Origin of the sequence: Janibacter corallicola NBRC 107790 (genome assembly GCF_001570965.1) — a bacterium.
In the GTDB taxonomy this organism is placed as follows: Bacteria; Actinomycetota; Actinomycetes; order Actinomycetales; family Dermatophilaceae; genus Janibacter; species Janibacter corallicola.
Genome location: NZ_BCSR01000033.1, coordinates 16433 through 30454 on the forward strand (window position 1 = coordinate 16433; position 14022 = coordinate 30454).

Here is a 14022-nt window from a genome sequence, read left to right on the forward strand (position 1 = left end):
TCGTCTATGGATGCGCGGCCATGGCTTCGGGCTAGGGTGTGGTCCGCGTCCTCCGGGTGGTTCCGGTGGGCCGTGTTGATGAGGGCCACCCTCGCCTCGGCGGGGGTGGCCCTCCCCCTTCGTCCGGCCTACTCCTCGGTGTAGGAGGTGCGGCCGAAGATCTGGTGTGCGGCGAGGTCCACGTCGACCACGGCGCCGTCCTCGGTGCAGCCGTAGCCGGTCACGCCGAGCCGGTTGGCGGCGTGCTCACCGATCCATGTGCCCTCGACGCGGTTTCCTCGGGCGGCCGCGGGCGTGCCGGTCTCCTGGGCGTTGATCGCGGCCGCGATCTGCTCGGCGGCGGTCTCGCTCATCCGGCGCTGGGTGGTCACGCCCCGGCAGCTGTAGACCATGGGGCCGTCCTGGGGAAGCTCGTGGTAGGCGTCGTCCATCCCGTCGAAGCGGGCGGACTGCATCGGCGCGAGGATCGCCTGGACCTGCTCGGGCGTCGGCCCATCGGTCCACGTCACGCTCATCCAGCCGTGGGCGCTGCCGGTCGCCATCCGAACGGACACCTTCACGCCGGGGAATGCCTCGCGCAGGGCCTTGCGCATCGCGGCGGCGGTCTCCTTGACGGTCAGGTGGGTCGTGGTCTCGGTGGTGATGTGCATGTGGTCCTCCTGGGTGATTGGTGAGGGTGGTTGGCCCTCGTGGTGGTCCGTGTTGATGTGTTCAGTTTAGCGTGTCTAGTCTAGTTAGTCAATCTAGTCTAGATCACTGTGTGGCGTCGTTTACGTCGGGTCGGGTGAGCACGGTTGCGCCTGCGGGAATCTCCATGACCTGCCCGTCGAGCGATCCCCACCGGACCCACATCGTGGGTCCGTCCTGGGTTACGGCCGCCTTGGGGAAGAGCAGCCGGGACCGCCAGCCGACGACGCCGGGCAGGATCACGCCGACCCCCCGCCACTGGCCGAGGTGGTCGTGGATGCCGTGGGTGTAGCCCTGCTGGCGGAAGAGCTCGAGGGAGTCCTCGCGGGTGCCTTCGATGCGCATGTGGTTCTCCTTTGGTGAGTTGGTCTGGTTAGTCGTTGCCGGTCGTGCCCGGTGCCATTTCTTTCCCCCTCCGGGGCAATGGAAGACGCTGCGGGCGCATAAGCGGCCGGAGTGCAAGGCCGGGGACCGACCGGCGGGGGAGAAGTTTCGTCAGGAAGGAAGCGACGCAGGAGCGCCTGGCGAAAGTTCGGGGGAGTCGGTCGGCACGGACGTGCCGGCCTTGCGCGCAGTTCGCGCGCCCGCACGATGGAATGTCCCGGAGGAGGGAGAATCCAATCAAGCGCGGGGCGGCGGAGCCGCCGCCGGTCGGGGTCTTTTTCCTGTCGGTGGACTCCGGTAGCGTTGAGCGGGAGGCCGACTCGACTGGTTGCCGAGCCGACCCCCCGCTTAGATCAGCGACCGTTGCGCCGCCGGGCCCTACACCGGCGGCGTTCGCTCGTTCCGCGAGCGTTCACGATCGCTGTCCCAAGCGTCACCAGTGCTGTCAGCAGCGCCACGATGTGGGCTGCCAGCTCCATGTGACTCATGGGAGCGAACCTCCTTTCTGCCCCGTGCGGGGCAGAAAGCCACAGTCCAGGACCGTGAGGGTGGCCCGTCCAGGGTGGGCCGGAGGCCCATCGCGCAGCGACGCGCAGCGCCCTTGACGGGTCGGGGTCCCCGCGGTCCTAGACTGAGGCGCCCTGCACGGGCCTCCAACCCAGCCACGCGGGTTTTTCGCGCCGCGCGCCGGGCATGCGGCCGCGAAGCGGCCTCCGTTCTGCGGCCTGTGGGCCGCATCGTGGGATGGTGGAGAGACCCCCCTGCGGTCTCCCCCTTCGCCTCGACGGCGAAGGGGGACACCCTTGTCTGGCGGTCTACTTGCTGGCGGCTCGGTGGTCCTGGACCTCGTGCCACGGGGCGCGGTCGGTCCAGCTGTGGCCGGTCTCGACGCTCACGGTCTTCTTGTTGGCGCGGGCGACGCGGTGCCAGTGGTCCCGGATCTTCACGGCGTCGCCCTTGGCGACGGTCTCGGGGCCGTAGTTGGTGGCCTGCCCGGTCGCGATCTGCTCATCGCGCACCTGCTGCCAGTAGGCGAGGGCGCCGGCCTGCGCGGCTCGCTGGTCGATGAGCCGGCCCCGGTAGGCGCCGGTCGCGGGGGCGACCTCGTGGGCGTAGGGCGATCCGGCCTCGGCGGTGTAGCCGTTGAGGCGGCGGTCGGTGGCCCGAATCTCGGCCTCGATCTTGTCGATGCGGTTGGCCACGGTCACCGGGTTGTAGCGGGCGGCGGTGGTGCGGGCGGCGGTGGCTGCGCGCCGGTCGGCCTCGTCGGCGTCCCGGTGGGCCTGCACGCTGGCGCCCATCGCGTCCCATGCTCGCTGGGTGTCGCGCCGGTGCCGGGCCTCGCTGTGGTGTCCGACCTTGATCGGCTCGCCACCGGGCGGGAGCCGGTCGGCGGCCGCGTCGGCGCGGCGGTCGGCGGCCGCGGCCGCGCCGCGGGCGCGGCCTGCCTTGGCTGCCAGAGCCTCGGCGCGGTCGGCCTGCCGGGCGATCTTGTCGGCCTCGACCTCGGCGGTGCTGCGCTGGCTGGCATCGACCTCGACGGCGACGGTGAACCCGTCCGCTCGCAGCTGCGCGGCGGTGGCGTCGATGACGTGGCGCTTGGGGGCCGTGTCGCGGCTGCGCGGGATGAACCAGGAGCCGATGGACCGGCCCCAGCGCCACCCGTGCGCCTTGAGGACCGGCGCGGTGCCGTCCCCCTTCGCGGTGCCCTCGATCAGCGTGCCCTCGGCGGCGGTGTGGGAAATGGTCAGGTCCTCCACGGTCTCTCCTTCGTCTCGGTGGGGGAGGGGGCCGGTCGGCCCCTCCGGGTGGTGCCGTGTTGATGTAGTCAGTTTAGTCTAGTTAGTCGTTTTAGTCCAGACGTTGCCCGCATGGGACGGGGCGGGGGCCGTGGCCCCCGCCCCGTCTGGCGTGCGGGTCAGGTGTCCTGTCCGGCGGCGCGCTGCTCGACCTCGGAGAGGTCGTAGCCCTGGGTGGCGATCCACGTCAGGTAGGCGCGGGTGCTCGCGTTCTCGTGCCGCCAGTCGCTGCGGTCGGTCTGTGCCTCGTAGGCGGCGAGCACGCGGGCGAGGACGAGCACGAGGGCGCGGGACTGGCTGGCCTTCTCCACGGCCTGCTCGCTGGCGTCGATGCCCAACTCGCCCAGCATCGCGCCGGTGCGCTGGTGGTCCACCTCGGCACCTCCGCGCCAGCCCTTGGCCAGTGCGGTCCCGATGACCTTCGCTGCGTCCTTCGGCGCGGTCTTGCGGGTGAGGTAGGTGGCGAGCCATTCGCGGCGGACCGTCTCGGCGGACGCCCACGCCTTGTTGTTCTCGATCACCTCGCGGCGCTCGGCCTTGGCCTGCTCGCGCTCTTCCTCGGTCATGTCGGCTGCCTTCTTCTTCTCCGTCCCGGCGGCGGCGTAGCGGTCGCGGTGGCCGTACTTCGCCGGGTCGGTGCAGCAGTAGGTGACCACGGCGCGCCACTTCTCGTCGCCCTCGAAGGTGGGCACGATCCGCACGGAGGCGGCGTGGCCCTCACAGGTGCGGTGGTCCTCGGCGGTCACGTCGCTACGGTCGGCGTCGTCGTTGACGAGGTAGTTCAGGCTGACCGCGTTGGGGTGCTCGCTCTCGGTGCTGGCGGGGAAGTCGAGCACGGTGATGCCCTCCTTCGCCAGTTCCTGGGCCGTCGCGTCCTCGAGCGCGTCGCGGTCGCGCTGGTCGCGGAGCCGCTGGGCGGTGTGCTCGAAGCCGCGACCCTCGGTCGCTGCGGTGGTCAGCCTCTCGACGGCCTCGGGGTCGTCCTCGAACTCGGTCAGGACGGCTGCCTGCTCGAGGGTCAGGGCTGCGGCCTCGACCTGCTCGCGGGCGTAGGCGTAGCCGTTGACGCGCCGTGCGGCCTCGACCTCGGCCTTGGGGCGGTTGGTCTTCTTCTGGATCTGCGCGGCGGACAGGCCCATCCCGGTGAGGGCGTCCACGGCTGCCACGCGGTCGTGGTCGGTGATGGGGGCGCGGTGGTCGTTCTCGGCCAGCTGCTCGATGATCCGGGCGGCCTCGTCCTCGCTGGTGGCGGCGGGCAGGACCATGACGGGCACCTCGTCGCGCTTGGCCTCGATAGCGGCGAGGGTGCGGCGCTGACCCATCCGCACGTGCACCTGGCCGTCCTCGTCGGCCTGCCCGGTGATCGCGGAGAGCACGCCGTGCTGGCGGATGCTGGCGACAAACGCGCGGTCCTGCTTGGGGTCGAGCCGGACGTTGGTGTCAATGATCAGGGTGGCCGGGTCGATCATCTGGAGCGTGGGCTGAGTGGTCATGTTGTCCTCCTTGGTGAGTTGGTGTGGTTAGTCGTTCGTGGGTAAGGCTCAGTAGTCCTCGATCTCCGCGAGGAAGATCGAATCCGTGTGGGCCGGGTTGGGGTAGCCGGGGCCGATTTCCACGCCGGATGCGTCGCAGCGGGGGTCGCAGCTGACGCCTTCGCTGACTCCGCCGCACTCGCACAGGTGGTCGGTGGCGGTCGCGTCGGTGTAGGTGGGCCGGTTCTCGAGGGTCGCGCCGGTGGGCTTGTTCATGTCTTGGTCCTCCTAGGTGAGTTGGTCTGGTTAGTCAATGAAGTGGGTGCCGGTGCCACTTTTTCCCCCCTCCGGGGCAATGGAAGAAGCTGCGGGGCGGTGGAGCCCCCGGAGGGCAAGGGCAGGAACCACCCGGTGGAGGAGAAGTTTTTTCCGCGGATGAAGCGAGGGACGAGCGCCGCGGAAAAAAGTTCGGGGGAGCCGGGTGGCGCGAAGCGCTGCCCTTGCCTGGAGGGGGCGCGCCCCGCACGATGGAATGCCCCGGAGGAGGAAAACCAGAGAACATGGCCGAGCTCTGCTCGGGTCACGAAGTGACGCTCGACCTGGCCGGCCCCGTGTGTTGGGTGCGTCCGCCCGGAGGCCGGGCTATCTGCGACTCGGAGAGGAGCCGATAGACCGTCCCGCCCAGGCGGTAGCCGCCTCGTGGCGTTGATGATGCTTGTCCCTGTCGTGGTGCTCAACTGGCTGGCACGTCGCAGGTGCGCCTGGCGTCGGGTAGCTTGATCCCGGAGTAGACTTTTTGAACGCACCGATGGAGCGCGAGGACCGCGTTTCAGGGGTGTGTGAGCGTGAAAGAGGCGGGAGCCGCGGCTACGACTCCCGCCCCTTGGCCCGGATCTAGGAGAGGCAATCCCAGATCCAGCGAGCGGCCACATATGCGATCACGCGGGCGGCGGTCTGCCACACGAGTGGCAGGCCGCCGGCGCTTGTGGTGCGCGGCCTCTCGGAGCGTTGGCCTTCGGCCATGTGCTCCACCTCCTCCCTTTGATTTCCCGTGCACGTGGTGTGCTCGGGAGGGTCCGAGGGCTCCTTCCGGGAGGGGGCACTTTCAACTGTAGATCGAGGTCGGGTCACCCCATGCCGATCGGCGCGTGTCGCGGCAAAGTGGGGCGGGTGTGCACGGGAGTGAACCTTGGGTCCTGGCGGGCGAGCCGGGCGCTAGAGGCGGTTGTGCCGGAGTCCTCGTCGGCCTTGACGTAGTTGTCCTTGCCCGGCCCAGCGTGGCTGAGGGGTGTGACAACGTCGCGCTCTAGAACTCGGGCTCGTCGTCCTCGATGGGTGCGGCTCGCAGGCTGGGGGGGCAGTCGGGGCATTTGGCGATGACGGTGCGGTCTCGGCCGTCGGTGATGGTGACCCAGCCGTGGCCGTCGCAGTCCTGGCGGCGGCAGGGGGTGAGGTCGGCGGGGTCGGTGAAGCCGAGGCCGGGGTGGTCGGCCTCGGGGTCGAGCTGTCGCAGGAGGCCGGCGAGGACGACGGCGGGCCGGGTGTTGATCCGGTCGGTGGTCAGGGCGGTGGTGTGGCCGCGGCGGAGGGCGAGGTCGTCTAGGGCGTGGGCGAGGTCGTCGGCGCTCCAGGGCGTGGTGGCGGTGGCGAAGCGGGTCAGGGCCGGGGCGAGGCGGCCGGGCCGCTCGTGGCGGAGCCATGGGATGAGTCGGGTGAGGGCGTCTCCGAGTCGTATGGCTGCCTTCCGGGAGGGGGCGCCCCCCTTCGTCCGAGGCCGCGGCGGAGCCGCGTCCTTTTTCTCGCCGCTTGCGGCGCTAGGGGAGTAGTGTCCAAGGTGAGTTTCTTGAGAGGTCTTGGACCTCTTGGGAGGGGTGAAAACGCCCACAGGCTGACTGGTGGTTTTCCCCAGGGCTGAGGGGACGGTGAAGGCGACTTCGGTGGCGAGACCGCGCTGGTGGGAGCCGGACCTCCACGCCTTCATCCGCTCGGCCCAGGTGAGCATCCGGCCGCGCTGGATCACGACTTCGAGGCCCATGTCGCGGGCGACGCGCTGGGCGTTCTGGACCTGTCGTGGGGTGCAGCCGAGCACGGACGCGATGGTGTCGGGGCGGACGATCGCTCCTCGGCCGGTGCGGGCGTGGGCGTAGCCGGAGCGGACGGTGAGGTAGCGGCGCAGGAGGTCCTCGGAGACGCGCCCGGCGCGCTTCTCGGCCATGAGGGCGAGGGCGGTGGGCACGGTGACGGTGAGCCAGTGCTCGCGGGATCGCCAGGCGGCGATGCCTGCGTAGGCGCCATCGGGGGTCTCGTAGTGCACGCCTGCGGGGTGCTCGGTGTGGGCTCGCCACCTGTCGGTCTGGTGGCGGCGGGGGAGCAGGTGTGGGGCTCGGAGGCAGCGGCGCTCGACCCACGGGCCGAGCCCGGTGGGGCATTCGCGGCTGGTCATGGCCAGCCGGCGACGTGCGCGAGGGTCGGCCGGGACGGGCCGGTGCGTGGTCGCCTCGTCGCCTGATGCTGGCGCACGAGTGTGTGAATGATCTACAGTGGGCAGCACAAAGCCACCTACCTCCTGGCAAGCGGAGATGGTTCAGATTGGGTGACTGAGCGCCAACTCAGTCACTGCCGACGAAAAGCTCCTCGCGCCAACGGGGGGCTTTCGTCATGTTCGGGGGCCTGCCCCGATCACGTCATCCAGTCAGGGGCAATCTCCCTTGGCCGGGGACGCCGCCGGGGCGGAACCGGACGTTGGGCCTGTCGAGGAGTCTGGCCGTGGCGTACTCCTGCACGGACATGCCGGCTTGCGCTGCGCGGCGTTTGACCTCTTCCCGGTCGTCGGGAGTCAGGCGCAGCAGCATGGTGGCCGTTCGACGTTGCTGGCTCATGCGGCCATCCTGCCGCAGGGGGTACCGATAGCGATACAGGCTGGTAGGCGTGTCGTTCATGAGTGCCGCTCCCGCTTCCTGTCTGTCTTGTCGTCCTTGCTCTTCTTGTCTGTCTGGTCTTGTTTGTCGCCGTTCTTGGCCTTGTCCGGCCTGTCCTTCTTCTCGGCGTCCTGGGCGGGGATCGGCTTGCCGGCGTCGTAGGGGTGTCCGGGGTCGGGCTCCAGTGCGTAGATGCGCAATGTGGAGCCGTTGTTCTTGGCGGCGACGATGAGGCCGAGCCCCTTCTTGGTGGTGTCGATTGGGACCCCCGTGGGGTCCTCGAGCTCGGTGGCCGTCTCGTGGGCCTGCCCGAGCTTCTTGGCCACGGCCTCGGTGGACCACGCGGCCTCGTTCGTGATGCCGAGCGTCTGCCAGTCATCGGGCAGTGATCGGGTGCGGCCGCTCTCGGTGTTGACGGCCGTGGTTCCGACGGTGGCCCAGGAGCCATCGGGGGATACGTGCATGTCGTCACTGGTGGGCCGGTCTGAGACGGTCGTTGTCCAGACCGGCTTCATCTGGTTCTCGGTGGCGTAGCCGGCAAGAACCACCTCGTCGTCCTTGGTGGACCAGCTGACGATGAGGGTGCGGCCGGCGAGGCCGATGACCTCCTCGACCTCGGCGCCCCACTTGGGCGGTTCGAGGAGTGCGGGGGAGGGCGCAGTCGATTTGCTGGTCAGGGTCCACCAGTGGCCGGTCTCGTCCACGGCGGTGATGTGGCCGTTCTCGTCGCCGGTGATCGGGGTGGCTCCGGCGGGCAGGACGCGCTTCTCGAGGCGCTTGCCGTCGAGGACGAGCGCGGTGTCGGACTCCTCGCTGGCGAGGATGGGCACGGGTGCGCCGTCCACCAGTTCTAGACCGCTCTCGGGGAAATCCCACGTGGTCGGGTGTGGCGGCGCGCCGGGTCGGCCGTTGTTCGGCCAGATGGTCAGGGACCCATCGCCGGCTGCGGCGATGGCTTCACGGTGCCGGTAGGAGGTCATCTGGACCGGGCCACTGCCGTCGGGCAGGTCGGTGGTCCACAGCGTTGCTCCGTCCCGTGGGCGCAGTCCGGCCACTTGGTCGCCGTTCTTGGTGGCCACGGTGGTGATGACTGCCCTGCCGGTGGGCAGGACGGCCGGCTCGTCGCCGGTGTCGGCAAGGGTCGGGGAGACCCACGCGGCTCGTCGTGCCCATCCTTGGGCCGGCACGACCGGCGACTCCCCGGCGGGCGCCGCGGTGGGCGTCGGCGGCGGCGGTTCCTGGCGGGAGCTGATGGCCCACGCTGCGCCAAGGCCGAGGGTGGCTGCGGCGAGCACGCCGACAGCGGTCGCCGCGGCTGCTCGCCGGCTGATCCGGCCGCTGGATGCCTGTGCGCCGGGGCGGTCCACGTCCCACGTGCGGCCGTCGGCGTGCACGGCCATCAACCACGTGGTGTCGGTGGCGTCTGTGGCTGAGACTCGCACCGCCCGCAGGGGCCGGGTGGCAGCCGCCGAGCGGGCGTGATGCATGAGGCTGGCGATGGGGTCGTCCTGATCGACGGGGACGGGCTGGCCATCGACCTGGCCGTGGTGGGTCCCGTCCTCGTCCGTGGTCACCTTCAGGTGGATGACGGGGAAGGCTGGAATGCTGCTGGGGTCGAAGTCAGACATGGGCACCTCAGTAGGTCTGGATATCGCGGATGCGCCACGGGTCGTTGGGGTCGTCTCTGGTCAGGGAGAGGTCCAGGGTCAGGGTCTGGTGAGAGCCGATGCGCTTCCCGTCCTTGTCGCGGGTGGTGATCTTGACCTGCTGGAGGCGGGAGGTGGTGGTGCCGTTCCTCGGGTCGCTGCCATCGGGAGTGACGTCGGTGACCGTGACCTCGGCCCATGCGCCTTGCTTCTTCAGTCGGTCCCAGCCGGTGGTGGCGGGCAGGTCCTCTTCGAGGCTGTCGGCCAGGTCCTCTGTCAGCCAGCGGGCCGCCCGCCGTTGGGCGTCGTTCGCGCTGGCGTCGATGGAGGTGTCGAAGGTGTAGGCGGTGCGGGCGTAGGCGTTGGCGACTGCGGCCGCGTTCCGCTCGTTGACGCTTTCGGGGTCGGGCTGGTCGGCGCGAGGGGAGCCCGACTCGCCTGCCGTGACCTTGGGACGGCCGGTGGCTGTCGTGCTCGTCTTGTCCTTGCTGCTCGTGGTGCTGCTGCTCTCGTGCTTGCCGGTCGTGCTGCTGGTGCTGCTGGACGGGGTCCGGGCGGGAGCGTCGCTGGTCCGCGGCGCGGTGGGCGCCGGAGATTGCGTGGGGGCGGAGCCCTGGGTGCAGCCTGCGGTGGTGATCGCTGCCGCGAGGAGGACCGCCGTGCGCCGGGAGGAGTGCGTTAGTTCCATGTGATGCCCTTCTTGGCCATGAACGGCGCGGGATCGATAGGAGTCCCGGATAGCGGGCCGCCGCCGGGTTGAGCGTCGGTGCGGACCTCGTAGTGCAGGTGCGGTCCTGAGACGCCGCCTGTAGCGCCGACCTTGCCGATTTCCTGGCCCGCCTTCACTTCTTGGCCTTGCTCGACGCCGATGTGGGACTGGTGGCCGTAGCCGGTGCGGATGCCGTCGCCGCAGTTGATGAAGACGACGTTGCCGAAGCCGCCCATCGTTCCGGCGAAGTCAACGACGCCGCTGCACGCGGCGTAGATGGAGGCGCCAGAGGGGGCGCCGAGGTCTTGGCCTTGGTGGTTGGTCGAGCATCCTGCGCATGGGCTCTCGCGTCCGCCGAAGCCGCTGGTGCCGATGAGGTACCGGTCATCGACGGGGGCGACCCACTCGCCGCTGGCCTTGATCGCGCCGCCCTTGCTGTACTTGGTCATCAGGTCCCGCAGCTTTGCGACGTATGCCTGCGTTTCGGCGTAGGGGGGGATGCCGCCGTACTGCTCAACTGCGCCTGGCCCGGCGTTGTACGCGGCCCAGGCCAGTTCGATGATGGTGCGGCCGGAAGACTTGGCCAGTGGGGCGACCTGCTGAGCAAGGTCGCACATGTACCTCGCTTGAGCGTCGATGGCGTCCGCGGGGTCGAAGGGGGAGTTGATGCCGTTGCCGTTGACATCGCGCCCATACGAGACCCAAGTGCCGGGCATGAACTGGGTCAGGCCTTGGGCTCCCACGGGGCTGCCTGCTTTGGGCTGCCAGGCGCTCTCTGCTTCGATCTGAGCGGCGATGGCGGCCGCCGGCACGCCCTTGCAGCGGGTGCCGGCTTTGGCAACGAAATCACGGTAGGGCGCGGGCACCTCGCCGGCATTGAGTGGGCCAGCACCAACGATCCCTGACCCGAGCGCCGCTCGCTTCGCTCGCTCCTCGGCGCTGTTGGCGCCGAGGAGGATGAGCGGCAGCAGAAGCCCACCGATGAGGACGACCGCGGCGAGCACGCTCCATCCCTTCACGTGATCGTCCCCCCTCCTGGCCGCCCCGGGCCGGGTCTTACGCTTCCTCGTCGTCCTCAGGCGTCCACTTGCCCAAGATCACGTTCTGCATGTCTTGGCGGCGCATGCGCCACTGTCGCCCGATGCGGAAACCGGGCAGTTGTCCGGATTCCATGAGCTTGCGAGCCTGCACATGGGAGCAATTCAGGACCTCACCGACCTGATGCGTTGTCAGGCTCATCGGCAGCTCTGCTAGCTCCGGCAGGACATCATCGTCGCTCATGCGTTTGCCTCTCTTATTCGAGGGTGTCATAAGCACTTGTAACGCACAATATGGACCGTAAAAGGTTTAATAAACCTTTACTGTCCATCAGGGTGCATTACGTGCGCCTTGGCGGTACGGTGGCTGGGTCGCACGCTATATGACGTGACAGAGGACAGGGGGCACGATGTCCGCTAGACGGACCGAAGAACGGGTTAACCCGTTCCATTCAGCACCAAGCGAGCAGCCGCAGGCACCGACACCAGAGAGTGACCTGGGCGCGGAGGACACGACCGGCTCGCCTGTCGAGATGCGAGGACCGGACAGGCCGCCCGGCGTGCCGTTCGAGTCAGCTAGCCCCCTCCATCAGGAGGGGAGTATGCCCAGCGCGACCGTCTCGGTGGTCCCGCTTCACGGGGGAGCCGGGTCCCGCACCGTGAGTCGCATCCTGAACCTGCGGAAGGGCGCCGGGGGGATGACTTGGACCGAGGCCCCTGGCGTCGGAGTGGTCCCGGAGCGAGGCCCCGCGCTACTTGTTGCCCGCACCTCGGGCATCGGGCTCGAACGGGCGTGGGCCGCGGCTCGTCAATGGGGTACGGGCGACATGAGCGGCCTGCACCTAGTGGGCCTGGTCCTCGTGGCCGATGCACCCAAGCCGGCCCGCCCTCTCACGGGGTCGATCCGGCGCGTGGGGCGCATGTACCCGCGCGCCTGGCGCATCGCCTGGGTGCCCGAGTGGCACCTGACGACCGAGCCATCCCTTGAGCGCATCCCGCGCAGCGTGGGCCGGATCAGCGCGCGGATCAACGCGCGTGCCACGGACGCACGGGCCGAAACCCAAACCAGTCGGAACGAGACAAAGGAGAGCAAGCGATGAACCCGACTCCCGAGGCACCTCCCGGTGCGCAGCTGTTCGAGACCATCATCAATTGGGTGATGTGGGGCGCCGTGGCGATGGGGTCCTTCGGCCTCATCGTCGCCGTGATCCTCATCTTCGCTGGAGTGCTCGACGGGCGCTCCAGCCAAGGCGTGCGCGCCTTCCTCGTCGTGTGCGCCGGGCTGGTTCTGATCGGCGTGGTCGGTCAGATCATCTCGACCCTGACCTGACCCGACCGGGGCGGGCACGGTGACGTGACGTGCTCGCCGCTGACACCTCACGATCAGAGGAGGAGCGAGAAGTGGCACAACAGACGGCGAGACGCTCGACGCTCGTGTGGGTCGCGGTCCTGATCCTCGTGGTGCTCCTGCTGGCCACGGCTGCCGGCTGGTATCTCGGCTCACGCGGGCCCGACAGCCAAGCGGCAGCCCCGGCGGTCGGCGAGACCGCCGGCCCCGGCGAGGGGGACTCGGACAGCATCTGCGGACTGCCCAACGGGGACCAGTCAATCCCCCAGGACGGCCCCAAGGCCACCTGGCGCGTCGAGCGGCGGATGACGGTGCCCGTCTCTGACAAGTACGGCCCGGCAACCGAGGAGGGGGAAGACCGCTCCTGCTTCGCTCACAACCCGACGGGCGCGCTCTTCTTCGTGCTCCACCTCCAAGCAATGCCGCCATCGGTGAAGGTGAACCACATCGTCGGCGAGATGAGTAAATCGGAGTTGGGGCCGGATGCCGTTGGTGACGGGCCGACCTTCCAGGTCGAAGGCTTCAAGATCACGAAGGCAACGGAGGATCGGGTGTCCCTGAGCGTCGCGTACAGCACGGATGGAGAGACATTCGTAGCAATTCCGGCAACCGTCGTGTGGCGGGACGGTGACTGGAAGTTGCCCGCAGCATCATCGAGGGACAGTCAGGCTGAGGATCTGGCCTCACTTGATGGGTACACCGAGTGGGGCCCGCAGTGATGCTGGCCCCCGACGTCGGAGACGCCGCCTGCGCGGTTTCGGGTCCGGTTCTCTGCGCAGGAGCGAAACAGGCTGGAGGTGCAGCCAAGGAGAAGGCGGGTGAGGCTGTCTCGAGCGTTGCTGGGGACTTCATGGTCAAGATGATCAAGAAGGCCATCGACGGTCTCGTGGACCTGCTCACCGACTTGGCGCACCTGATCTTCATGGTCCCCTCCCCGAAGATCGGCTCGAGTGGAGGTGGTTATTTCGAGCCGTCATCGACTCTCGGCTCGGTGTGGGCGTCCCTGTCGTGGGTCGTGATGGCGGTGGGCGTGATCAGCATGCTCATCGCGATCATGCGGATGATCTGGACTCTCCAGGCCTCGGAAGGCCGCGTGATCATCCGGATGATGTTCAACCTGGTCGCCTCGACCACGGTCGTGGTCGGGATCGCCGCGTTGGCGATCAAGGCGGGCGATGAGTTCTCGCCGTGGGTCTTGGAGGCGATTAGCGGCCGCCGGGAGGAGAACCTCGTCGGAGAGAAGTTCGCCCACCAACTGCTGGGCTCGACCGTCAACGGTGGCGGGGCTCTGCCGGGGATGGGGCTCGTCGCGTTGGTCCTGATCGTCATTGCCGAGATCGCGGTGGTCATGCAGATCATCTTCATGATCGTGCGGGCACCGCTGATCATCGCGATGGTGGCCTTCATCCCGCTGTTCGCGGCGTCGTCAGGGACCCCGAAGGGCCAGGAGCGGTTCAGCAAGTCCCTGGGGTTCCTGCTGGCGTTCGTGATGTACAAACCGGTCGCGGCGATCTTGTACGGGATCGGGCTGCGGATGATGCGCGCAACCGGCGATGAGGGCGAGCCGTTGATGCAGTTCCTGTGGGGCACGACCTTGTTCGTCCTGATCACGCTCGCCCTCCCCGCAATGGTCAAGTTCTTCGTTGGGGAGGCGGCTGTCGGCTCCTCCAACGCATTCTCCGGGGCGGCGGGTATCGCCGCGGCCGGTGCCGCGGTCTATGGCGCGGCACAGCTCGCCGGCGCGTTGAGCACGGGCGGCGCGTCGGCCGCCGCTGCGGGAGCGGGGGCGGGAGCCAAGCCGTCTCCACCACCGTCGCCGGACGGTGGTGGAGGTGGAGACCGAGATCGTGGGGGCGGGCCTCCACCTCCGCCGCCTCCGCAGGACGACAACACTCCGTCTGCCGGTGGCGTCGCGGCGCCCGCCGCCGGTGCGCCGGGTGCCGGTGACGGCGGTGCGCCGGGCGTCGATGGTGCGCCGGGTGCCGGTGACGGCGGTGCGCCGGGCGTCGATGGTGCGCCGGG

At 69.1% G+C, this 14022-nt stretch carries 15 protein-coding genes; 4 read left to right on the forward strand and 11 right to left on the reverse strand.

The window, feature by feature from the left end; genetic code table 11:
* Nucleotides 1–128: 128 nt before the first annotated feature.
* The 11 genes from JCO01S_RS11520 to JCO01S_RS11570 form a co-directional block, all read right to left on the reverse strand.
* On the reverse strand, nt 129–650 hold the full coding sequence (locus JCO01S_RS11520) for an LPD29 domain-containing protein (protein ID WP_068255597.1): 522 nt from the start codon (nt 648–650) through the stop codon (nt 129–131).
* A 103-nt stretch (nt 651–753) separates the two neighbouring features.
* Nucleotides 754–1032, reverse strand: a complete 279-nt coding sequence (locus JCO01S_RS11525; protein ID WP_068255600.1) for a hypothetical protein — start codon at nt 1030–1032, stop codon at nt 754–756.
* Between the two features lie 854 nt (nt 1033–1886).
* A complete protein-coding gene (locus tag JCO01S_RS11530) occupies nt 1887–2831 on the reverse strand; it encodes a DUF3560 domain-containing protein (protein ID WP_245634421.1) in 945 nt (314 codons plus the stop codon).
* Nucleotides 2832–2989: 158 nt separating this feature from the next.
* On the reverse strand, nt 2990–4363 hold the full coding sequence (locus JCO01S_RS11535; RefSeq protein ID WP_068255603.1) for a ParB/RepB/Spo0J family partition protein: 1374 nt from the start codon (nt 4361–4363) through the stop codon (nt 2990–2992).
* Between the two features lie 48 nt (nt 4364–4411).
* Nucleotides 4412–4618 (reverse strand): hypothetical protein, encoded by a 207-nt coding sequence (locus JCO01S_RS11540; RefSeq protein WP_068255606.1) that lies wholly within the window; start codon nt 4616–4618, stop codon nt 4412–4414.
* 1030 nt (nt 4619–5648) lie between these two features.
* Nucleotides 5649–6656, reverse strand: coding sequence for a hypothetical protein (locus tag JCO01S_RS11545; protein ID WP_068255609.1), 1008 nt, complete (start codon nt 6654–6656; stop codon nt 5649–5651).
* 370 nt (nt 6657–7026) lie between these two features.
* Nucleotides 7027–7221 carry a plasmid mobilization protein gene (locus JCO01S_RS11550; RefSeq protein WP_157074589.1) on the reverse strand — a complete coding sequence of 65 codons (195 nt, stop codon included), beginning with the start codon at nt 7219–7221 and terminating at the stop codon, nt 7027–7029.
* Between the two features lie 56 nt (nt 7222–7277).
* Nucleotides 7278–8888, reverse strand: a complete 1611-nt coding sequence (locus JCO01S_RS11555; protein ID WP_068255614.1) for a hypothetical protein — start codon at nt 8886–8888, stop codon at nt 7278–7280.
* A 7-nt stretch (nt 8889–8895) separates the two neighbouring features.
* On the reverse strand, nt 8896–9594 hold the full coding sequence (locus JCO01S_RS11560) for a hypothetical protein (RefSeq protein WP_068255618.1): 699 nt from the start codon (nt 9592–9594) through the stop codon (nt 8896–8898).
* A complete protein-coding gene (locus JCO01S_RS11565; RefSeq protein ID WP_068255621.1) occupies nt 9585–10619 on the reverse strand; it encodes a peptidoglycan DD-metalloendopeptidase family protein in 1035 nt (344 codons plus the stop codon). Before JCO01S_RS11565 ends, JCO01S_RS11560 begins: the two co-directional genes overlap by 10 nt.
* A 52-nt stretch (nt 10620–10671) precedes the next feature.
* Nucleotides 10672–10896 carry a helix-turn-helix domain-containing protein gene (locus JCO01S_RS11570; protein ID WP_068255624.1) on the reverse strand — a complete coding sequence of 75 codons (225 nt, stop codon included), beginning with the start codon at nt 10894–10896 and terminating at the stop codon, nt 10672–10674.
* 454 nt (nt 10897–11350) lie between these two features.
* Between JCO01S_RS11570 and JCO01S_RS15755 the strand changes: the two genes are divergently transcribed.
* The 4 genes from JCO01S_RS15755 to JCO01S_RS11590 form a co-directional block, all read left to right on the forward strand.
* Complete coding sequence (locus JCO01S_RS15755) at nt 11351–11752, forward strand: DUF6668 family protein (protein WP_369407294.1); 402 nt, start codon at nt 11351–11353, stop codon at nt 11750–11752.
* Entirely contained in the window at nt 11749–11982 is a 234-nt protein-coding gene (locus JCO01S_RS11580; protein ID WP_068255630.1) for a hypothetical protein, read from the forward strand. The genes JCO01S_RS15755 and JCO01S_RS11580 overlap by 4 nt, the downstream gene beginning before the upstream one ends.
* Before the next feature lie 29 nt (nt 11983–12011).
* Complete coding sequence (locus JCO01S_RS11585; protein WP_157074592.1) at nt 12012–12719, forward strand: DUF8175 domain-containg protein; 708 nt, start codon at nt 12012–12014, stop codon at nt 12717–12719.
* Between the two features lie 131 nt (nt 12720–12850).
* The coding region (locus JCO01S_RS11590) for a TrbL/VirB6 family protein (protein ID WP_176573014.1) at nt 12851–14022 on the forward strand (1172 nt) is incomplete at its 3' end.

Excerpts from the sequence above, each read along its gene's own strand:
- JCO01S_RS11560 (WP_068255618.1), bottom strand. The coding sequence starts at position 9,594 with ATGGAACTAACGCACTCCTCCCGGCGCACGGCGGTCCTCCTCGCGGCA.
- JCO01S_RS11520 (WP_068255597.1), bottom strand. The coding sequence starts at position 650 with ATGCACATCACCACCGAGACCACGACCCACCTGACCGTCAAGGAGACC.
- JCO01S_RS15755 (WP_369407294.1), top strand. The coding sequence starts at position 11,351 with ATGACTTGGACCGAGGCCCCTGGCGTCGGAGTGGTCCCGGAGCGAGGC.
- JCO01S_RS11580 (WP_068255630.1), top strand. The coding sequence starts at position 11,749 with ATGAACCCGACTCCCGAGGCACCTCCCGGTGCGCAGCTGTTCGAGACC.
- JCO01S_RS11535 (WP_068255603.1), bottom strand. The coding sequence starts at position 4,363 with ATGACCACTCAGCCCACGCTCCAGATGATCGACCCGGCCACCCTGATC.
- JCO01S_RS11540 (WP_068255606.1), bottom strand. The coding sequence starts at position 4,618 with ATGAACAAGCCCACCGGCGCGACCCTCGAGAACCGGCCCACCTACACC.
- JCO01S_RS11525 (WP_068255600.1), bottom strand. The coding sequence starts at position 1,032 with ATGCGCATCGAAGGCACCCGCGAGGACTCCCTCGAGCTCTTCCGCCAG.
- JCO01S_RS11555 (WP_068255614.1), bottom strand. The coding sequence starts at position 8,888 with ATGTCTGACTTCGACCCCAGCAGCATTCCAGCCTTCCCCGTCATCCAC.
- JCO01S_RS11550 (WP_157074589.1), bottom strand. The coding sequence starts at position 7,221 with ATGAGCCAGCAACGTCGAACGGCCACCATGCTGCTGCGCCTGACTCCC.
- JCO01S_RS11570 (WP_068255624.1), bottom strand. The coding sequence starts at position 10,896 with ATGAGCGACGATGATGTCCTGCCGGAGCTAGCAGAGCTGCCGATGAGC.